Genomic DNA, 21,449 nt, shown 5'->3' with positions numbered 1-21,449 from the left:
TTCAGCAGTGATCCATTAATATTGCATTAATTACTGCTTATTTTGCCTCTGTCGTACTCATGGCCGCAAGCCCGTCAGGAACAAGTAACTTAGCACTGCCTCGACCTGAAAGATTAATAAACTACTTTGCAACATTCCCGGCAACATTCAAAGGATCCCATGTGCGGGCAAAAGGCGGGGCATAGCAAAGATCCAGCATACCCAGCTCCTCTGTGGTCATGCCCGAGTGAATGGCTGCAGCCAAGGCATCAACCCGCAGCACAGCACCACGTTTGCCAACCAGCTGACCACCCAGAATTTTATTACTGTCACGTTCGTAAATCAGTTTAACGCGAAGATCAGACTGTCCCGGATAATAGTTAGTATGACTCTTGTCATTAATGACAACTGTCTTGTAATCCAACCCTGCTGTTTTTGCATCCGCTTCCGAAATGCCGGTTCGTCCTGCTTCGATATCCAGAGCTTTAACCGCTGCAGAACCCAGCGTACCCGGAAAGACTTTTTCAGCACCCGTCAGGTTTTCCCCTAACATACGTCCAAGCTTATTAGCCGTTGTTGCCAAGGGAATAAATACCTGTTCCTGCCTGATACGATGATAAACCGTGGCACAGTCACCAGCTGCATAAATATCCGGCAGGCTGGTACGAGCCTGATCATCTATAACCAGCGCACCATTAGGCAACATATTAATGCCGGTATCTTTCAGAAACTGAGTGTTGGGTAATACACCGGTACACACAATCACAAGGTCGGCTTTGTATTCACCTTTATCAGTCACCAGCCCGGTTACCTTGTTATCACCTTGTAGTGAGATAACAGATTCCTGCAGATGCAACTCGATACCCTGTTCGCGGATTTCATCGGCAATCAGTTCACTGATTTCCGGATCAAAGCTTTCTTTTACAACGCGATCAGACAGTTCAATCAGCCTGACACGTTTACCCCGCTCTTTCATTGCCTCGACCACTTCCAGACCGATGTAGCCAGCACCGACGACGACAACATTCTGAACCCTGTCATCCAGAACGGCTTCTTTCAATCCATAACCATCAGCCATGGTCTTCAGAAAAAAGACATTGCCAAGCTCCAGATTACCGATCGGTGGCCGAATGGCTGATGCGCCAGTGGCAATCATTAAACGATCATAATCTTCTACATAAACGTCGCTATTTTCCAGATTCCGTACATGAAGGGTCTTATTGTTGGCATCCACTTTTTCAACTCTGTGCCTGACCCTGAGATCAATCCCTGACTGAACAAACTGATCAGCACTTCGTTCGGCCATAAAAGACGCATCATCAAAATAACCACCCACAAAATAGGGCAGTCCGCAGGCACCGAAGGACACAATATCACTTTGCTCAAGTACCACGATTTCGGCACTGCGGTCGGTTCGCCGAGCTTTTGCGGCGGCGCTCATGCCCGCGGCTTCAGCACCAATGATGACAATTTTCATGTGTGGATTCCTTACTGCTTGTTCAGGACATTCAATAACAAGAGATGCAAAACATCCCGGGCCTGCCGGGATGCTTTCAATTTAAAACCAGAAAGATCAGGAAATGGCTTCCAGATCCATTTCCAGCTCCTGCGAAGAGTTATAGATTTCCATGTCGGCTTCACCCAATAAACGACTGGTGACAAACCCTGATGTAATGGCACCATTCACATTCAGGGCGGTACGGCCCATATCAATCAGAGGTTCGATGGAAATCAGCAATCCGGCCAGAGCCACTGGCAGATTCAGAGAAGACAATACAATCAGTGCAGCAAAGGTTGCTCCGCCACCCACCCCTGCGACACCAAATGAGCCTACGACAATGGTAGCAATCAGGGTAAATATGAAAGAGATATCCATTGGGTTAATACCCACCGTTGGGGCAATCATCACCGCCAGCATGGCCGGATAAATACCTGCACAGCCATTCTGACCAATGGTGGCACCAAAGGAGGCTGCAAAGTTGGCTATACCTTCTGGTACTCCCAGGCTCTGGGTCTGGGTCTGAACAGTGAGTGGAATGGTGCCAGCACTGCTGCGTGAGGTGAAAGCAAAGGTCAGTACCGGAATCACCTTCTTCACAAACGTCAGCGGGTTTCCCCCCATGAGCCCCACCAACAGCAGATGCACAATAAACATCAACAGTATTGCGACATACGACGCCAACACAAAATTGATCAGGTTAAGGATGTCGTCAAAATTACTGGTCGCCATTACCTTTGTCATCAGCGCCAGAACACCATAAGGCGTCAATCGCAGTACGACAGTCACCATACGCATCACAACAGAATGTGCCACTTCCATAGCCTTATCGAATAACTCGCCCTGTTCCGGCTTTTTCTTGTGGATGCCAAGACCTGCAAGACCAATGAAGGCTGAAAAAATCACGACAGAAATAATGGAGGTAGAACGTAACCCGGCCATATCCTGAAACGGGTTGGCAGGAATGACATCAACCAGCATAGACGCAACAGACAGTTGTTCTGCTGTTCCCAGCCGGTCAGTCAGCATTTCGGCACGGGCAAGCTCTCTTGCACCCGCTGTCAGCCCTTCGGCAGAAAGACCAAACAACAAAGACACTGCAATCCCGATTAAGCCAGCAATCGCTACTGTCAACAGCAATACACCAATACTGACACCACTGATTTTACCCAGTGACTGGCCACCCTTTAACTTCAGGATGGCGGTAATAATCGACACCATCACCAGAGGCGTCACTATCATCCTCAGAAGCTGAACATAACCACGCCCAACAATGTCAAAGTACTCTATAGATGACGCAATCGTCTGTGAACCGGTGCCGTATATAAAGTGCAATATCAGACCATAAGCGGCACCAAGACCCAGTGCGATAAATACACGACGGGTAAACTTCATATACTGGCTTTGCAAGCGGTACAGATAATAGATCATCACCAACATCATGCCGATGTTGAGCATTACGTACAGATTCATGGAGTACTCCTGAGAATCAAAAAGATAAAAGACGGGTTCAGGGACGGTTTTCAGGACACACGCAGCCATGGCAACCTTCACAAGATAGTGAAGGCCCTTCCGAATAGCGACTGATCTGTGGAAATGTCAGTACAAGCCTGCTGCTCAATAGGGTGTTCTGAAGCTCAGCAGCAACAGAGTATTGGCTGGTCAGAAAGATACCGGGGTATGGAGTCACTCGAATAAAACTGCATAACGAGCATTTTTTGATGTTAACCGTTGCTTCGTGGAACGCAGGGCAAGACTAACAATACGCTATTGATAACTGAAATAGATAATAATTATTTTTTTATAACTTTAAATAATATAAAAATTGAGTTTTGCTCTCTTAAAAAGACGCAAGTCATCAACTGTATGGAACGACTCAAGTTGCAACATTGCAAGCTATCCAGATCAATGAAACCACCTCCTTTCGGTTATAAAATCACCAGATCCCTCTTCCTTAATTTCCCCAGATCACAACAGAAATGATTCAGAAAACCAACCAGCGTATGGGCATCATTGGCGGCATGGGCAATGAAGCCATGGTAGACCTGTTTGAAAAAATGGCCTCTTACCCTGAACACAAAGATCGTGAATTTATTGCTTTTGGTAACTCCCGTCTTGCTTACAAACCGGATGAAGTGATGCACAAATGGTTGCCCTCCGATCCTCCCGAGCTGCCTAAAATCGATACCACACACTACACGCTCGCTTTTATGCAACATCTGGGCGCAGACCTCACAGGGCTGGCCTGCAACAGTGGCCATGAACATTTCAGAAAGGTACTGCCACAGCTCAGCCTACCCTTTGTTGATATGCTGAAATACACGGCGATGACTCTGGAAGGCACCACAGATAACGTTCTGGTGATGGGTGTGAACAGTCTCGTCGATTCGGGTCTTTATCAGAGTGCGCTGGCGGAACAGGGGGTAGAATCAACTAAGCCATCACCGGAAAACCAGAAAAAGGTCATGGATGCTATCTATAACCCCCTGTTTGGTATTAAAACAGCGCAAATCACACCTCAAGCTGAGGCTTTGCTGTGCGAAGTGATCCGATCAGAAAGTGAAACACAGGGATGCTCAAAAGTAGTACTCGGTTGTACTGAACTGCCGCTGGCACTGACACAACAGAGTGTGCAACGCTTTAAACAGCAAGGCATGATTCCGGATCATATAGAAGTGATTGATGCCTCTCAGCGTCTGGCAGAAGCACTGGTAAAAGGCACTGGTGAACGACAAAAACTGGATAAGTCATTAAACGACTATTTCGGCACATACACCGACTGGTTCCAGCCGATCTCAATAAAAGTCAGCTCACTGCAATCTGCAGCCATTATCCAAAAAGAGATTTTTAGTCATACTGCTCGTTATCTGGCTGATCGCAATGCCAGTATTAAAGGCAGCTATATGCACCTGCCAACTCTGTTCTTCCGTGAAAACGACACTGACATCGAAACCAGTCTGTCAGAATTGAACATAAGGGTTCACAACGAGGGTGAGCCTCTCGCAGATTATATTGAGTCGTATCTCAAAGATTTCTTTACTGATGAACTGCTGTCTCTCTAACAAACGACAGAAGACTTTTTAATATCAAAAAATAAGGGAGCGCGCGGCTCCCTTATTAAAATGACGTCAAATCTGTTCCTCAGAACGGAATATCATCATCAAAATCATCAAAACCAGCAGCTGCTGGCTGAGGCGCTGCCTGCTGTTGTGCCGGTGCAGGACGTTGCTGCGCCTGTGGCTGAGCCTGCTGTTGCGGAGCCGCATATTGCTGCTGGGGAGCACGCTGTTGTGGTGCTTGCTGCTGTGGCGCCTGCTGCTGTGGTGCAGCCTGAGGCTGCTGGTAACCACCGCCCATCTGGTTGGGTACAGCACCCATACCACCGTCCTGACGGCTATCCAGCATTTGCATCTGGCCACCGAAACCGTCTACTACCACTTCCGTGGTGTAACGATCCTGACCCTGCTGATCCTGCCACTTGCGGGTCTGCAGTTTACCTTCAAGATAAACCTTGGAACCCTTGCGCAGGTATTGCTGACAAATCTCAGCCAGCTTGCCGAACACCACGACACGGTGCCATTCGGTACGATCCTGACGCTGACCGGTATTTTTATCGGTCCAGGATTCACTGGTAGCCACGTTAAAATTGGCTACCGCACTGCCATTAGGGGTAAACCGGACATCCGGATCGCCGCCCAGATTACCGATCAGAATGACCTTGTTAACACCACGTGCCATCTAAATTCTCCAATATTATATATCCGGTAAACATTGTACGTTCTACCAAAGGCAAACTGTCGAGAGCAACCTGCCAAAGCCGCAAACGCTTGTATCAGTAGACAACATTTACTCATGGCGGTTTCATCAATGTGTCAGCAGGTGCCGGTGATTGTCAACACTCGCCATATTGTCGCAGCGCTGACATATCGAGTGTCCTGCGATTTACTTTTAAATAGGCCGTTCGTTCTCTGCCCAAAACCGTGACCTCTTCAACCCCGGGGATAACGGCAAGCGCCCGACTCACTGTTCCGGCATCCCCACCACTGGCAGGATTCAGGGCCATTACCATACTGCTGACATAGGGGGGATGCTTCATGGTAACAGACAATAGCCACCAGAGTGCAGTAGGAATTGCACAGACCACCAGTACGCCTTCTAAACCCCGGTATTCATAGCCCAGACCTGACAGAACCCCGCCCAGAGCCGCTCCGGCAAACTGACAGGTTGAGTATAATCCCATGGTGGTGCCACGGGTGCCTGCAGGCGATAACTTACTCGCCAGTGAAGGTAGAGAGGCTTCGAGAAAGTTAAATCCGGCGAAAAAGATCAGCAATCCTGCCACCAGCCACCAGCGATAATTGCCTGCCAGAGCCATACACACCATTGACACCAGCAACAACGTGACCGCCGAAATAAAACACTGTTTCAGCCGTTGCTGTTTTTCGCTGTAGATAATGAAAGGAATAATCACCAGAAACGAACCCAGTAGCCCCACCAGATAAACCCAGCCATGGGACGCCCGGGGAATATTCATGGTGCTTTCCAGTTCGCGGGGCAAAAACACAAACAGCCCCATAACAATAAAGTGGAGGACAAATATTCCAAACATTAAACGCAACAGTTCGCCATTGCGCAGAATCTGCCGGACACATTTCTGGCTGACGGATGAATTCAGATCCTGACGCCGCGTCACCGCAGACGGAACCACCAGCAGGACAATCAAAATGCCTGCAAGCGCCAGCCAGACATTGCTGAAAAACAGCCCGGACAATCCCCAGCCTGCTGCGATAACGGGGCCAAGCATCATGGCAAGACAAAAGGACAAACCAATCCCCATGCCGAAAATAGCCATGGAACGGGTACGATACTGTTCACGGGTAAGATCCGCCAGCAGAGCTGTCACCGCACCGGCAATGGCGCCACAGCCCTGCAGAATACGCCCCAGAATAACGCCCTGAATAGTGTCGGCATAAGCCGCCACCAGACTGCCTGCAATAAACAGTACCAAGCCGGCAATAATGATTTTTTTCCGCCCGATGCGATCGGATAACCAGCCAAACGGTATCTGTAACAGCGCCTGACTGAAACCATAGGCTCCGATTGCCAGACCCACCAGCAGAGGGGTCGAACCTTCCAACTGATCGGCATACAGTGCCATGACGGGCAGCACCATAAACAGCCCGAACATGCGGAACATAAATACCAGAGACAGGGAGAGAGATGTTTTGAGTTCCTGACCAGACATTCCTGACTTCTTATAAATCTTTTCCAGTGATGCCAAGTTTATCAGGAAATACCGAAAACAAGTCCACAAATAACAAAATATTCAGCCCCGCCTCAGGAGGCAGCTTATTGTTCCAACAAGATCATATCCACTACAACGGGCAGATGGTCCGTCACTTCTGGCCATCGGATCTGCTTTAACCGGACATCTTCGGCAGGCAGACTGGCTTTAACCACCTTCCATTGCTGTGCCGGTGAGGTAAACACATAATCCACCTTGATCTCAGGGTTGGAGGCCGGCCAGGTGCGCTCATTTGATTTATTATTCCAAGTGTCTTTCCAATAACGCTTTAACTCTTTATAAGTCGCTGACTGACGAACATCATTGAAGTCACCCAGCAACAGTTTGATGCCGCGCTGATTCATAGTCCATTTATTCAACTGCCGGGTTTGCTGCAACCGCAGCTGCGGGTCTTCACTGGTATCCAGGTGGGTGTTGAATACGGTCACTGGGTGTTCAAATTCAGGTACACTCACTTTCGCCATTTGAACCACCCGCCCTTCTTCCTGACCGGATGCCAGTGGTAATAAATCGGTTGCGACAATGGGATGCCTTGATGCAATGGCAAGACCGTACTCACCGCCCTCAAAATCAATGGCTTTGGCAAATTCCACATTAAAACCGGTTAAGCTGGCCAGTTCTTTTGCCTGATCGACACCACCGCTGCGCAACGTCTGGTTATCAACTTCCTGAATGCCAATGATATCAGCGTCCAGAGCTACCATCGCTTTTGCCAGTTCGGCCAGCGATCCTACTCTGCCAGCAGCCATGTTAAAGGTGACTACCCGCAGCGAAGGTGCATTATCTGTCTGATACACTTTGTTGGTGACTTCGGAGCGCGCATGTTCAGGCTCGCGCTGATCTCCTGCGAGAGCAGAGAAAGAAACCGCTATCGTCAGCCAGACACTGAATACTACTCTCCAAAAGACCATAAACCTGTCCATTTGCTTAAAGTCCAGAACTATAGACTAAATGCGACAACAGTGAACTTTGAATAATCCACCGACCATTTCTCTGTTATCAACCTCTTATTCAACCTACTTAAGCACTTTCAAAGTCCTGAGCTATTTTTATTCCTGCCAAATATCACAACAGAAAGGAGCTAGCATTAATGACATGCTCATATAAAATTCCGTTCATAACGCACAGTAAAGGACTATTATTAGCTGCTCTCATCTGCTTAATGGCAGCACTGCCCAAGCAGCAGGCACACGCCAATAGAGTAGCTTACACTATTACCGGAATAGGGTTAGTGTCAGTGACACTCGTCTATTTCCTGAACAGAGGCTCTTTCTTCTCCGAGCTGTCCACTCCTGACTTTGGAGAGAGCATGAATCTTCTACCTGAAATCACCTATAAACTGGATAGTAGCGATGACCTGAAAAATGCAGGTACAAAAATCGTTCTGATACCCCAAATCATTCGTGGAAAATATCTCAAGCCTCAATACGGTGACCTTAATGTCAACTTGTTTTCCGCACGTGCTATTTGCTCACCGATTTCACAGGTTCAATCAAGTACCGACCTAAGCAATGTTTCAGGTCAGTGCAAGAAGTGGTTCACTAAAAATAAAATGATATTTCCCCATCAGGCACTAGGGGTTAGAGTTGATAAGCTTGATACTCTTCTGCTTCCCAAGCTGGAATATGATCTGAAAAATAACAAACTCACAATACTGGCAACGTCTGTTTCTTACACCAACACAGACGGCAGTCCATCTAACACAAAATCCGATGTGACCAACAACAAGCAAGTCTCGTGGCAGCGATTATCTCCTTCATTCCCAGAGCTGGAACAGATGTCTGGTGATGAAAGAAAGGCACTTCATATGTGCCACCATGCGCCGGAATTATCAAAAATGCAGCACCCTTTAAAAAGCACGAATGGAAAATATTATTACGACATGCCTGCCAGAGGTATTTCACACTTACATAAAACAGGTCATGAATTCTTCATCGTCAGCCTGTATAACAGGCTTTCGGGTAACTGGGGCTATTATTGGGTAGTTGATGCTCCATGGCCTAATGGCTACCAGGAACTGCAATTCTCCAAAACGAAATACATTGATCCTGCTCCTGCATTATGAATGCCCGAGACAAAATTCAATACAGTTTCACCAGTTGTTTGTTTTATACTCCTCTGTTGACTTAATGCCCACGCAGAGGAGCAGGCAGTGGACAAAATTACGGTACAGGGCGCACGAACCCATAACCTGAAGAACATTGATCTGGAAATGCCCAGAGACAGTCTGATCGTGATTACGGGATTGTCGGGCTCAGGCAAATCTTCTCTGGCGTTCGACACCCTGTACGCTGAAGGGCAGCGCCGCTATGTCGAGTCGCTGTCGGCCTATGCCCGGCAGTTTTTGTCGATGATGGAAAAGCCCGACGTTGACCATATTGAAGGCCTGTCACCCGCCATTTCCATTGAGCAGAAGTCCACCAGCCATAACCCCCGTTCCACTGTCGGTACCATTACCGAGATCTACGACTACCTGCGCCTGCTCTTTGCCCGTACCGGTATTCCCCGCTGCCCGAAACACCACCTGCCTCTGGAGGCACAGACCGTCAGCCAGATGGTTGACCAGATTCTTGCCATTCCCGAAGGCACCAAACTCATGCTGCTGGCTCCGGTGGTCAGGGATCGAAAGGGTGAACACCTGCATGTGTTTAACGAACTGAAAACCCAGGGGTTTATCCGGGCCCGAATCAACGGCATTGTCACCGACCTCGATAATCCCCCGGCGCTGGACAAGAAAAAGAAACACACCATAGAAGTGGTGGTAGACCGTTTTAAGGTACGCGACGATCTGCAATTGCGTCTGGCCGAATCCATTGAAACCGCTTTAGAGCTGACCGACGGGCTGGTATCGGTCAGCTACATGGATGGCGAGCAGGACGATGTCGTGTATTCCGCACGATTTGCCTGCCCGGAGTGTGGTTACAGCATTAACGAGCTGGAACCGCGCATGTTCTCCTTTAACAATCCGGCCGGTGCCTGCCCGACCTGCGACGGATTAGGCGTTAAACAGTTCTTTGATCAGGATCGTATTGTTCAACATCCGGAGTTAACGCTAGCAGAAGGCGCAATCCGTGGCTGGGATCGCCGCAGTGTGTACTACTTCCATATGCTGAAGTCACTGGCAAAGCATTACGGGTTTAATATAGATACTGCCTTTGACGATCTGACGGCTAAACAGCAGGAGATTATTCTCAACGGCTCGGGTGATGAGCAGATTGATTTCAGTTACGTTAATGACCGTGGCGATATCTATAAAAAGCGCCACCGCTTTGAAGGCATTATTCCCAATTTTGAACGACGCTTCCGTGATACCGAATCTCAGGCAGTGCGTGATGAACTGTCCAAATACCTGAGCACACAGCACTGCCCGGGCTGTAAAGGTTCACGCCTGCGTCTGGAGTCCCGCAACGTATTTGTGCAGGAAGAAACTCTGCCAGAACTGGTCAAGCTGCCCGTTGAACGAGCGCTGACGTATTTCAGCGAACTGGAACTGCCGGGTAATCGCGGGGAGATTGCCGAGAAAATTCTGAAAGAAATCTGCGAACGACTGAGTTTTCTGGTTAACGTTGGCCTGAATTATCTGACACTGGATCGCAGTGCTGACACCCTGTCCGGCGGAGAGGCACAACGCATCCGGCTTGCCAGCCAGATTGGTGCAGGACTGGTTGGCGTGATGTATATCCTTGATGAACCCAGCATAGGTCTGCACCAACGCGACAACGAGCGTCTACTAAGCACTCTGACCCGACTGCGCAATCTTGGAAATACTGTCATTGTCGTAGAACACGATGAAGACGCCATCCGCATGGCCGACCATGTCATTGATATCGGTCCGGGCGCTGGTGTTCACGGCGGTGAAATCATTGCTCAGGGCTCCCCGCAGGCAGTGATGGATAATGAACAGTCTCTGACCGGCCAGTACCTGTCAGGGGCAAAGGTCATCGCCATTCCCGAACAGCGCACGCCAAAAGACAAGAAAAAGGTTCTGAAACTGTCCGGCTGTTCCGGAAACAACCTCAAGAACGTCACTCTGGAAATCCCTGTCGGGCTAATGACCTGTGTCACCGGTGTTTCCGGCTCCGGCAAATCCACGCTGATCAACAGTACCCTTTATCCGATCTGCGCCACCGAGCTGAACAAAGCCACCACTTTAAGCCCGGCACCATACAAAAAGATCACCGGTATGGGGCACTTCGACAAATGCATTGATATTGACCAGAGCCCCATTGGTCGTACACCACGCTCCAACCCTGCTACCTACACCGGCATTTTCACTGCCATTCGGGAACTGTTTGCCGGTACACAGGAAGCCCGCTCAAGAGGCTATAAACCCGGACGATTCAGCTTCAACGTTAAAGGCGGACGCTGCGAAGCCTGTCAGGGGGATGGTGTGATCAAGGTTGAAATGCACTTCCTGCCTGATATCTATGTTCCCTGCGACGTGTGTAAGGGCAAGCGTTATAACCGTGAAACCCTCGACGTGAAATACAAAGGCAAAGGCATTGATGAAGTGCTGGATATGACGGTAGAGGAAGCACTGGAGTTTTTCGACGCGATACCCGCCATCAATCGCAAACTACAAACCCTGATGGATGTGGGTTTGTCGTATATTCATCTGGGGCAGAATGCCACCACCCTCTCTGGCGGCGAAGCCCAGCGGGTAAAACTGGCCAAAGAGCTGTCCAAGCGGGATACCGGCAAAACCATGTATATTCTGGACGAACCCACCACCGGGCTGCACTTCCACGATATACAACAACTGCTTAATGTTCTGCACCGCTTGCGGGATCATGGCAATACCGTGGTGGTCATTGAGCATAATCTGGATGTGATTAAAACCGCAGACTGGATTGTGGATCTGGGACCGGAAGGGGGCGACGGTGGTGGCGATATCATTGCCACAGGCACTCCTGAGACTGTGGCAAAAATGAACATTTCTCACACGGGCCGTTTCCTGAAACCAATAATCCGTCCGTAAGTCAACAAAACCGTGAGACTGAAAAAAGCCTCACGGTTTTTGTCAGGCTCAATGATGCCCACGGAACCAAGCCTCCTAGACAAAAGCCCTGGCTGATGAATGAATCATAAATGTCTGCCAGCAATCCACTCCTCATACCTGATCATGGCCGTCCTGATATTCCCGGCGACACCCACCTTTGGGAGAGACTTGACGCTATTGACACAGACCTTCCAGACTTTTTTGCATCATTTTTTTTGCCTCAGGGTTGAAAAAGCGACAAATCGTCTATACTCCTTGCCTCTGGTAGAGTTGACTACCAATAAAATGACTTCAAATAAACGTAACTGCTCAGAATTTGTAGGCAAATTTTGCGGTCACATGGCTACAGCCCAGTAAAATAAAGGCTACAGCCCAGTAAAATAAAGGCTACAGCCCAGTAAAATAAAGAGTACCACTTTCGAAATGGGCACTTTTGCCTACAAAAAATGAGCAGTTACAAATAAACGCCGTTGACTCTTCCTGAATTATTGCCAGTTGCCGTTTAACCCCAAACAATCATCTGGAGTTTAACCACTATGAGTCATCATCTCAGACTTCTATTAGTTCATGCACTTTGCCTGTTGGCCTGCCTGGTGTTGCCAACAGTCACTCAGGCGATGACTGCCTCGGAAAGCTCTGCCGAATGGTTATCAGGGACAGGATCGCTCTCACTGTTTCGACCTTTCGCACCATCAGTCACCAAAAACAAGATGCAGTTCGATGTCGGGAATCAACTCCTCGATAATGAGGATGAGGATGACATACTCTTGTTGTTTCTCAATCGTTATTTAAAGGCCACTAAAAAAACAGGATCCAATGGCGAAACGGTGTATGAAATAACCCGACATGATGGTTCGACTTACACCATCAATGCCAGCGAGGCTCAACGATTATGGAGTCTTTATAAAGAACAGGAAAAAGCTTATGCCTTGACCGGCACCAGAATGGATGATGGAAACACATTTATTCAGCTTGTTTTACCCAGAGTGCTCTGGACCCGGGAAATTCTAGAACAAAAAAGAAGGGTTCGCAAAACTCCAGACACGTTGCCTAAAGGCCACGATGGTGAGGAAGGTCAACAAAAACCGACAGGTTTTGTTAAACCGCCAACAGTCAAAGTACAGCGTGTCATCGAACCATCAACAGGTCAGACCTTTACCGATGAACCCCACCCGTCATCTTACTGTTCCCCTGAACCTCTCTCTTTGAAAAATCCAGCGTCGTCTTCTGCCGATCTGGTAAAACTTCTGATTGAAACCGGGCTTCCCGCTTCTGTCGGTGAAACCCCGTATGCTTCTCAACAATGGCTCAGAGACATCTCTGAAATGATTGATGCAATAGTACAAGTGGAAAGTGGCCGGACAGAAACTCTCGAGTTTCTGAAAAAAGTCTTTACTGAGGTCAAAAAAGACGATAAACCCAGCCCATACTACCCTGAAAGAAGTAGCACCAGCACCTTTGGAGAATTTCCCATTTTTGTCCCTGTCGATCCCAAGAAATTTATGATCGATAAGTTTCTGCAAGGGTCAACTAATGTCAGGCGATTCCATGATCTGAAAACTTTTGTCAGGAGCAACGTCAAGGGTTTCAACAGTGATTTATTGAACAGTGATACACCAATGAGCTATCTCGAATCACTGGATGCTCAGCAGATCAGTACCGAGTTAAGACGAATAAAAGAGGTCGTCCGGCAAGTACAGTTAACTGATGGTGCCGAGTATCCACAGTGGTCGTTCTTGCTGGAAAGTTATCTGGACGGAACAAGATCCACACCAGAAACAAACGACTCTGAAATGAGCGCACTGACCATAGTCGCCACTCTGATTGATGCCTTTAACAAAAACCATGAGGAGCAGCAAATCTTTGAGAATACCACCTTATTTTCAGAATTGGTTGCTTACGCTTTGGTGCACATCTATCAGAACCAGATATCGGATAAAGGTTTGCACGCTGGCGTTGGCAGTCTCAACATTATTGGAAACTTTCTAAATGGCACCTCGAGCCTGGCTGTCAACAGCCGCCTGTTGAAAGCATTAAAAGTACTTGAAAAAGTTTCCGGTCATCTTTCCAGTGAGCTCATAAAAGCTATTATCAACCAGTCAAGATTGAAAACAAGCACCCTTCCTGAGGCTACTAAGTTTAATGAATTTGTAAGCGGTCAAATAACATTTGAAACAATGATCAAAAAACTTGCCGGACAGTTAAATGTAGCCATTAAGGATTCTTTGCTATATCCAGAAGGCCCGTTTGAACCACGGGATTTCATTAGAAATAAAGAAATGGAAAGCGCAAAGCTGACACTTATTCCTAAAGACATTACACTTTTATTAGCGCGGCGGTTTTCTGAAAGCGATAGCGATAAGTTCCGGGAAGGAGCCCTGTTTGACCCCTATGGTTTAGCCTTGGCCATTTTAGCGGGCGCAGTGGATAAAAGTGAGTATCCAAATGCCTACAAGCTTTTTTATAAACACATTAATGTGTTCAACGGAGCACAATTCATCCCGATGAAAAATGCACACTCTGAAAAACTGTTAGAAAACAGGGGGAATACACTATGGCTACACAGGCTTGGCATGGTAGGTCGGGCTTTAGTTGAGATGTATAACAACTCAGGTACTCCACAGGAACCCTGGCTGGTATTAGCCAGAGAAATTTATGAATTCATGACAAAACTGGGATTCAATGAGTATTACCTTTATAGCGAAGAATGGGTTCTCGATCTCGATGATGGGTTACATAAGCCTGATCTTGCCAATAAAGAAGGATATTGGATTGCTCAAGGCTCCGAAAATAAATCCTGGACATTTGTTATGCATTTCCTGCTTGGCCAGGCATTAGATCCAGAGCTTCATCTTGAATAATGATTGAATACGGCAGGGTAGTCTGTTCGGCAGAGCTTGAGAGACCACCCTGTTTGTCGGGAAAAACCCTGACTATAACAGGCACTCCTATCATTCAGCGAAAGCTTTTTTGTCAGAGCTCACAACTACTTGATGATACTGATTGCAGTCACTCGTCTGATACCTGAGAATAACGTCCAAACTTTCCTCTGCGTCTTCATGCGTAGTTTTACTGATATTAACTGCATAGGTTTCTTCGTCCATGTGGGGCAAAAACAGTTCCGAGTCTAAAGCATCAGGCAATGACCATAGTGACATCACTACTTTAATTTCCGGCGGTACCGAAATAGAAGGCGATGTTCGTTTTCGCGGTAATGTCCATGTTGAAGGTACCATCAAAGGTAACATCACTTCCGACAGCGGCATGCTTCAGCTGGTAAAAGGCAGTACTGTAACCGGCAATATCCGCGCTGCCGATGTTCGCATTGATGGACTGGTAAACGGCGATGTTTATGCATCTGACCGACTGGAGCTGTCCCGTAACGCAGAAATCAATGGCAACATCTATTACGACGTAATGGAGATGGTGGCCGGTGCTGCCATTAATGGCCGTATGGAGCGTATGCACAAAACCGGAGAACTGCTGCCTAAAGGCGAAGAAGCTGAAAAGGAAAGTTCCAAAAAAGTAGGCAAAGATAAAGTCAAGCAGCTGAAAACCGCCTGATTTTAAGATGTAATAACGCTCTCTTCGGAGGTGGATCACCTGAATCCAAAGAGGGCGTTGTTGCAGACAGGGCGTTATAACCAAAAGAGATTCTTCTCGGAAATCGCTACAAACACTATACACATCCACTACCTAACACCTCTAAACGTACGTTTTCATACGCACTAACCCCCAGTTTCAATAATGGATTTATCGCATATCAGTTTTGTTTCTACTGTGAAAAAATCCTGCCACCCTTCATACCTCACACAAAAACAGAGGAGCCGATTTGAACGCTTACACTCAGGCTGACCAGTTAATTGCGTCTACTACTAGCGACGCAGCACGTCCATATACCGTATACACCGAACGTAACATTGACATGATCGAGCAGTTCCGCGAGCTGCCAGAAGCCATGCAGTTCGAGATCAAGGTTGTGGCAAGTGTTATGCCCTTCCGCGTAAACGAATATGTTGTGAATGAACTGATCGACTGGAACGATATCCCTAACGATCCGGTCTTCCGCCTGATGTTCCCACAGAAGGAAATGCTGAAAGCAGACGACTTCGACCGTATGGCAAAGCTGCACGCTGCACAAGCCAGTCGTGAAGACATCAAAAAAGCGGCGCACGACATTCAGCTGAGCATGAACCCGCATCCGGCCGGTCAGCTGGCGATGAACGCGCCAATGGTTGACGGCAAGCCGGTTCAGGGCATGCAGCACAAGTACCGTGAAACCGCACTGTACTTCCCGAGTCAGGGCCAGACCTGCCACAGCTACTGCACATTCTGCTTCCGCTGGGCACAGTTTATCGGTGACAGCGACCTGAAAATGGCGGCCACCGAAGCGTCCACCATGCACGCTTACCTGAAAGAGCACAAAGAAGTGACCGACCTGCTGTTCACTGGTGGCGACCCGCTGGTCATGAAGACCAAGCTGGTTAAAGAATACCTGGAGCCTTTGCTGCAGCCAGAATTCGACCACATCAAAAACATCCGTATCGGTTCCAAAACACTGACCTTCTGGCCATACCGTTTCACCAAGGACGACGACGCAGAAGAGCTGCTGGCTCTGTTCAAGAAGATGGTAGATGGCGGTAAGCATCTGGCGTTCATGGCACACTTCGACCACTACGCCGAACTGAAAACTGACGTTTGTAAAGAAGCGGTTAAGCGTATTCGTGCCACGGGTGTCAACATCCGTGCCCAGGCACCACTGACCCGTCACATCAACGACAATCCTGATGTTTGGGTGAAGAACTGGCAGACACAGCTGACCATGGGCATCATCCCTTACTACTTCTTTGTGGCTCGCGACACAGGTGCCAAGCACTACTTCGAGATCCCGCTGTTTAAAGCGTACGAAATCTATCAGGCGGCGATCACTCAGATGTCCGGTCTGGGTCGTACCGTTCGTGGTCCATCCATGAGTGCGGGTCCTGGTAAAGTAGAAATCACTGGTATCACTGAAGTGAACGGCGAGAAAGTATTCGTTCTGCGCTTCCTGCAGGGTCGTAACCCGGACTGGTGTTACCGTCCGTTCTTTGCCAAATACGACGAAGAAGCCACCTGGCTGGACGACCTGAAGCCTGCCTTCGGTGAAGACAAGTTCTTCTTTGAAGATGAATACAAGGCGATGTGTAAAGCCCGCGGTGTTTAATCAAATGCCGCCAACAGCTATTCCCTGAATCGCTGTTGACTGGCGTAAAGAAAGGCTTTCTGGATAACAAATAGTTCTTCAGAAAGTCTTTTTTTATATCGATCTATTTCAGCCTCGCTCAAACAGAATGTCCTTTAAATAACACTATCAATGATCGCCTATTAAAAGACTTATGTCGTTAATCTAATTAAATAGAGTCTATTGATATGGTGTTGTATTTTTGTATAAAAACGGTAACAGTATAGAACTACTATAGAAATTAAAACCCTCACAGCAAGAATACTATGAAAATAAAAACGCTCTCACATGACCAGTGGGCAATTAATCACTTGCATGAACATTTGCAGGAAGCTGTTAATCTGGAACTCTGGACTATTCCATTTTATATGTCCGCCATGTATTCCATAAAAGATAAATCCAGTCCTGTTTATCAATTAATAAGAACCGTTCTGAATCAGGAAATGCTGCATTTGCAATCTGCTGCCAATATTGCGAATGCATACGGATTATCGCCCAGTTTTAGCCCTCCTGTTTATAAGGGAAAAACCATTCCTTATCTGGATTTCAGTCAGGATCCTCCTGAAACAATAAAGCCCTATTGCCCATACACTGCTGAAATTGGCGGGCTGGATGAGCAACATATAAACGCCATGTGCTTAATTGAAATACCGGATTATGAAACCGAACCAACATCATTACAGTTTTGTGTTAATGCCCAGGAATATGGCAGCATTGGTGCATTTTATGAGGCATTGCGTATCGGGCTTGAGCACTTGAAAGATCACATTCGTGGCGGAGTGCGTCAGGTCGATTTCTTCTCCGCCTTTTACAGAAACACGCCTGATATGAAAATAACCAACTCCGGATCCGATGGAATGAATCAGGTGAATATGTTGATCAACCTGATTACTAACCAGGGAGAAGGCGTATCCAAAACATACGAAAAAATCCCGCCTGCCTTTCAGAATACTGCCGACGACACAGCCCCTGAAGAAGATCATTTCGCAAAGTTTAATGAGATAAAAAATAGTACTCTTCCGGTTACATTCAAAGCAAAGCCCATTTCAAAATATACAAAAGAGGATAAAGAGCTTGAAGCCATACTCGTTCGTCAATTCTCGCATTTGATGACGGCACTGGAAGGGCTGTTTAAAGGCGATAATCCTGAAAACTTTTTTCCGGTTATGGCCAGTGTAGGAGGCGCGATTCGAAATTGCTGGGAGCACGGTGTCACCCCGAAATTCAGCTGAATAATCCTTTTTAATCACTCATCAATAAAAAGAAATATTATGAACAAAAAGACAGTATTCAGGGTACACCCCACCATTAACTTTGCCCGTTTTGGCACCAGCGACGAATATATTCTATCCCCGGAAACCAGTGCCGGTTTGCCTCAGCCCGGCACTGATGTTACAGGTGGGCTTCCCATTAAAGCAGGAACAGAAAACACCCCTGTCACCAGTAAAGACCTCAGGGATAAAGACGGTTTTTTAAAAAAACAGGCCGCTCGATTCAGAATCTATGCTTACGACATAGAAGGCGAAGCAACCTATCCCGGTGGAGATGGCATTGAGGTCACCATTGGTACCAAACTCCCTGATGGCAGAGTCGTCAGTGACCTGATCTGGACATCACACCTGGCCAACAAAAAGGCAGCGGTTTATAACGTTGTGAACAACAAAGGCATTGAGGCTTACAATCAGGCAGTGCCACAAATGAGAAACCCGGAAACTCATGGAGATATAGATTCAGCCTATCGCCTGAACCGTTTGATGATCGATGCAGGCCCCCGGACAATATCTGCCCTGAGTGGAGAACATGCCAAATTTGACGATAATACTATTCCCACCTGCCCGGGCCACAAAGAAACCATAAAAGAGCTTCTGGATTACCCGGTTCGTTTTCCCGCCGATTACAACGATGAACTGTTTGAGCCCAACGGGCCAATCAATACTCTGGGAGAAATGTTTACGGACGACAAAGGGCGTTTGTTAATGCTGTCCAGCAGTGGCAACGCAGTGGGACAATACGACGAGTACGGTGTGCCAATACAGATGACAGGTGACCTTAACAACGTTGGCTGGTTTGATTCCGCCGCTGATGGTCCGGTCTCTGTCAGAGTGCGCTTTGAAGACGGCAGCAGTGAAGAAGCTTTCGGAGCCTGGGTCGTTTGCGGTGACCCGGCTTACGCACCGCAAATCAGAAATGTCGTTTCGGTCTGGGACGATGTTTATAACCTGTTTGTCCGTAAACTTGACTTGCAGCCAGAGCTTTATGACAGGCAGTCAGACCAGTACAGTCCGGATTATCGTCCAAGCTTTTCTCAGGATATCAAGCCAGTCTTTACTGCCAGCGCCCTGCAGAAATGGACAGCAAATTTGCCTGAAATGGCCTTACGGGCTCATGCAGCGGTGGATGCCATTAATGAGCATGACAACCCGAATGAAACGATCATGGCTGCCCTTAATTTCTTGCGAAACCCATTTAAGGAAGAGACTAATATCGGAGCGCCTTTGATGCCTCTGTCATTAGGCGCGGCGGGCACTTCTTTTCTGACAGTGACCAAAACTCAATACTTTCTGTTAGAACAGTGGAGCAAACATCTTTATCAGAAAAACGATGGAATCAAGCTCGGGCCGGGGGAGTTTCTGGACATGGCGTCACTTTCCAACTGCCTCGGTGGTCGTTATGTTCCGGGAATTGAAGTGAGCTATACCGTCACCTGTGCTGATATTTATATGCAGGACTGGAAAAAGACAGGCTCGGGACCATTCAGAATAAAGCACTTCCCACTGAAATATAAAAATCTGAATAAAGAAATCCCCTTTTTAAAAAGCGGATGGATCCCGCTGCACAACCAGACTGATGGGTTAGAACCCGGCGACGTTTCAAAGTTTATGGCAATCCCCTGGCAAACGGATTACAACTCCTGTTCTATCCATGCAACCGCCATCAATACCGACGGTGTCAATGAAAGTAATGGTGCTGAAACCACATTGTACTGGTCGTGGCCTTCACAGCGACCCGATGCCGTTTATGTTGCAGAAGAAGTCGTAAATAATGTTTTGCCAAAGCAACAGTGGTCCATCAGGGGGCCGGGAACCTATGCCATTAATCCCGCTTCTGCTGCTACCTTTCAGGATCCATTAGATTCTGTAACCAACTGGGACAAGATCGGGATTATTATCCAGGGTTCCAATGTCGATATAGACGACAACGAGTTTTCACCGGATTTGTATCTGGAAGTTGAAAGTCAGCTAACGCGCCCCGGTGATGCATCAGACCCGGTTGCCCAATGGCCATTTAATGCAAATCCACCGAAGAAACGATCCAAGTGACCACTAAAGAAAAAAACTATGATCTCGTAGTCGTTGGGGGCGGTCCGGCAGGACTGGCCTCTGCAATTTCCACACTACAGAAGTTAAAACTGTCTGTCTTGGTAATCGATGGAAAACAAACCAACAGTGAACGCATAGGAGAAAGCTGCCCACCTGAAACCATTCTGCTCCTGAAACAGCTGGGAGTTGAAACATCTTTTTATCAGGGTGGTCATACACCCTGCCCCGGGTATGCATCCGTATGGGGTCGCAGTGATGTCGGTTATAACGATTTTATTGTAAGCCCATTAGGACATTCCTGGTGTCTTAACCGTAAGCAGTTTGACCTGATGCTTGCCAATAGAGCTTGTCAACAAGGTGCAGAAATAGCCTGGAACACTCGTTTTCTTGGCACAGAGCCTCTATCTAACGATGATGAAGGGCATGTTCTGAATCTGGAGAACACCCACGATAAATCAAGGTATAAGGTGAAAGCACGCTTTGTAGTAGATGCTTCAGGAGCCAGAGCCCGTTTTGCCCGGGCATTAGGAGTGGGTAAGAAGATCGATGACCGCTTGTTTGCTGTGGTTCGGTTTTCAGAGATCGCTGCCGGTCAAGCCTCAAAACAGGTTCAGCTGGAAGCAACCCCTGATGGTTGGTGGTACTCAACTCTATTGCCTGCCCAGAGGCTGGTCACCATGTTTGTTTCCGAAAAAGAGCAACTCTCATGGCTTCAGGGAGATAAGAAAAAAGGCTTTGAAGCTGCACTGCAGTCTACAACATTCATTGCCCGTCATGCAGAACAGCTGTTGCTGCAAAACGATCAATTCTATATCTGGCCAATCTACTCAGGTTTACTGGCTAATATAGAAGGCAGCGACTGGATGGCTATTGGTGACGCAGCCTCCAGCTACGACCCTATCGTGGCCCAGGGCATTTACAAGGGCTTGAGTGATGGTATTTTATCGAGTCAAACCCTATTGGCTTTCTTTACAGGACAGTCTGAATGCAGGGCTTCATTTTCGGAAAATGTAATAAAACGATACCAGTTTTATAAAAAAAGCAGACAACAGCTGTATATACAGGAATCAAGATGGGCTAATCACTCGTTCTGGCAACAAAGGCTGATGACATCGGCATAGATTCTC

At 47.6% G+C, this 21,449-nt stretch carries 14 protein-coding genes; 9 read left to right on the top strand and 5 right to left on the bottom strand.

Features of this window, described 5'->3' with window-relative positions; genetic code table 11:
* Positions 1-121: 121 nt before the first annotated feature.
* Positions 122-1,456 (bottom strand): CoA-disulfide reductase, encoded by a 1,335-nt coding sequence (locus EZMO1_RS04150; protein WP_034872327.1) that lies wholly within the window; start codon positions 1,454-1,456, stop codon positions 122-124.
* Positions 1,457-1,552: 96 nt separating this feature from the next.
* On the bottom strand, positions 1,553-2,950 hold the full coding sequence (locus EZMO1_RS04145; protein WP_034873374.1) for an L-cystine transporter: 1,398 nt from the start codon (positions 2,948-2,950) through the stop codon (positions 1,553-1,555).
* Positions 2,951-3,456: 506 nt separating this feature from the next.
* Between EZMO1_RS04145 and EZMO1_RS04140 the strand changes: the two genes are divergently transcribed.
* Positions 3,457-4,539, top strand: coding sequence for an aspartate/glutamate racemase family protein (locus EZMO1_RS04140; RefSeq protein ID WP_034872325.1), 1,083 nt, complete (start codon positions 3,457-3,459; stop codon positions 4,537-4,539).
* A gap of 79 nt (positions 4,540-4,618) precedes the next feature.
* Here the strand turns inward: EZMO1_RS04140 and ssb are convergent, their stop codons facing one another.
* From ssb to EZMO1_RS04125, 3 genes are all read right to left on the bottom strand, one after another.
* Positions 4,619-5,215 carry a single-stranded DNA-binding protein gene (gene ssb / locus EZMO1_RS04135; protein WP_034872323.1) on the bottom strand — a complete coding sequence of 199 codons (597 nt, stop codon included), beginning with the start codon at positions 5,213-5,215 and terminating at the stop codon, positions 4,619-4,621.
* A 154-nt stretch (positions 5,216-5,369) separates the two neighbouring features.
* Positions 5,370-6,722 (bottom strand): MFS transporter, encoded by a 1,353-nt coding sequence (locus EZMO1_RS04130; protein ID WP_034872322.1) that lies wholly within the window; start codon positions 6,720-6,722, stop codon positions 5,370-5,372.
* Positions 6,723-6,826: 104 nt separating this feature from the next.
* Positions 6,827-7,693 carry an endonuclease/exonuclease/phosphatase family protein gene (locus EZMO1_RS04125; RefSeq protein WP_034873373.1) on the bottom strand — a complete coding sequence of 289 codons (867 nt, stop codon included), beginning with the start codon at positions 7,691-7,693 and terminating at the stop codon, positions 6,827-6,829.
* Positions 7,694-7,944: 251 nt separating this feature from the next.
* Between EZMO1_RS04125 and EZMO1_RS04120 the strand changes: the two genes are divergently transcribed.
* The 8 genes from EZMO1_RS04120 (at position 7,945) to EZMO1_RS04085 (ending at position 21,443) form a co-directional block, all read left to right on the top strand.
* The gene (locus EZMO1_RS04120) at positions 7,945-8,847 is read left to right on the top strand and encodes a hypothetical protein (RefSeq protein WP_034872320.1); all 903 of its coding nucleotides are present in this window, start codon (positions 7,945-7,947) and stop codon (positions 8,845-8,847) included.
* An 87-nt stretch (positions 8,848-8,934) separates the two neighbouring features.
* A complete protein-coding gene (gene uvrA / locus EZMO1_RS04115) occupies positions 8,935-11,760 on the top strand; it encodes an excinuclease ABC subunit UvrA (RefSeq protein ID WP_034872318.1) in 2,826 nt (941 codons plus the stop codon).
* 557 nt (positions 11,761-12,317) lie between these two features.
* The gene (locus tag EZMO1_RS04110; protein ID WP_145912464.1) at positions 12,318-14,642 is read left to right on the top strand and encodes a hypothetical protein; all 2,325 of its coding nucleotides are present in this window, start codon (positions 12,318-12,320) and stop codon (positions 14,640-14,642) included.
* Positions 14,643-14,883: 241 nt separating this feature from the next.
* Entirely contained in the window at positions 14,884-15,345 is a 462-nt protein-coding gene (locus EZMO1_RS04105; RefSeq protein ID WP_034872314.1) for a bactofilin family protein, read from the top strand.
* A gap of 268 nt (positions 15,346-15,613) precedes the next feature.
* A complete protein-coding gene (locus EZMO1_RS04100) occupies positions 15,614-16,984 on the top strand; it encodes a KamA family radical SAM protein (protein WP_236631919.1) in 1,371 nt (456 codons plus the stop codon).
* A gap of 284 nt (positions 16,985-17,268) precedes the next feature.
* Positions 17,269-18,234 (top strand): ferritin-like domain-containing protein, encoded by a 966-nt coding sequence (locus tag EZMO1_RS04095; protein ID WP_034872312.1) that lies wholly within the window; start codon positions 17,269-17,271, stop codon positions 18,232-18,234.
* A gap of 39 nt (positions 18,235-18,273) precedes the next feature.
* A complete protein-coding gene (locus tag EZMO1_RS04090) occupies positions 18,274-20,322 on the top strand; it encodes a LodA/GoxA family CTQ-dependent oxidase (RefSeq protein WP_034872310.1) in 2,049 nt (682 codons plus the stop codon).
* Positions 20,319-21,443 carry an NAD(P)/FAD-dependent oxidoreductase gene (locus tag EZMO1_RS04085; RefSeq protein WP_034872308.1) on the top strand — a complete coding sequence of 375 codons (1,125 nt, stop codon included), beginning with the start codon at positions 20,319-20,321 and terminating at the stop codon, positions 21,441-21,443. Before EZMO1_RS04090 ends, EZMO1_RS04085 begins: the two co-directional genes overlap by 4 nt.
* The last annotated feature ends 6 nt before the right edge of the window (positions 21,444-21,449 follow it).

The sequence above is a fragment of the Endozoicomonas montiporae CL-33 genome (genome assembly GCF_001583435.1).
Taxonomy (GTDB): domain Bacteria; phylum Pseudomonadota; class Gammaproteobacteria; order Pseudomonadales; family Endozoicomonadaceae; genus Endozoicomonas_A; species Endozoicomonas_A montiporae.
This window is presented reverse-complemented; position numbering and strand designations above follow the sequence as displayed.

Coding starts and splice junctions, on each gene's coding strand:
- EZMO1_RS04120 (WP_034872320.1), top strand. CDS start 7,945: ATGGCAGCACTGCCCAAGCAGCAGGCACACGCCAATAGAGTAGCTTAC.
- EZMO1_RS04110 (WP_145912464.1), top strand. CDS start 12,318: ATGAGTCATCATCTCAGACTTCTATTAGTTCATGCACTTTGCCTGTTG.
- EZMO1_RS04090 (WP_034872310.1), top strand. CDS start 18,274: ATGAACAAAAAGACAGTATTCAGGGTACACCCCACCATTAACTTTGCC.
- EZMO1_RS04095 (WP_034872312.1), top strand. CDS start 17,269: ATGAAAATAAAAACGCTCTCACATGACCAGTGGGCAATTAATCACTTG.
- ssb (WP_034872323.1), bottom strand. CDS start 5,215: ATGGCACGTGGTGTTAACAAGGTCATTCTGATCGGTAATCTGGGCGGC.
- EZMO1_RS04105 (WP_034872314.1), top strand. CDS start 14,884: ATGTGGGGCAAAAACAGTTCCGAGTCTAAAGCATCAGGCAATGACCAT.
- EZMO1_RS04145 (WP_034873374.1), bottom strand. CDS start 2,950: ATGAATCTGTACGTAATGCTCAACATCGGCATGATGTTGGTGATGATC.
- EZMO1_RS04125 (WP_034873373.1), bottom strand. CDS start 7,693: ATGGTCTTTTGGAGAGTAGTATTCAGTGTCTGGCTGACGATAGCGGTT.
- EZMO1_RS04150 (WP_034872327.1), bottom strand. CDS start 1,456: ATGAAAATTGTCATCATTGGTGCTGAAGCCGCGGGCATGAGCGCCGCC.
- EZMO1_RS04140 (WP_034872325.1), top strand. CDS start 3,457: ATGATTCAGAAAACCAACCAGCGTATGGGCATCATTGGCGGCATGGGC.
- EZMO1_RS04130 (WP_034872322.1), bottom strand. CDS start 6,722: ATGTCTGGTCAGGAACTCAAAACATCTCTCTCCCTGTCTCTGGTATTT.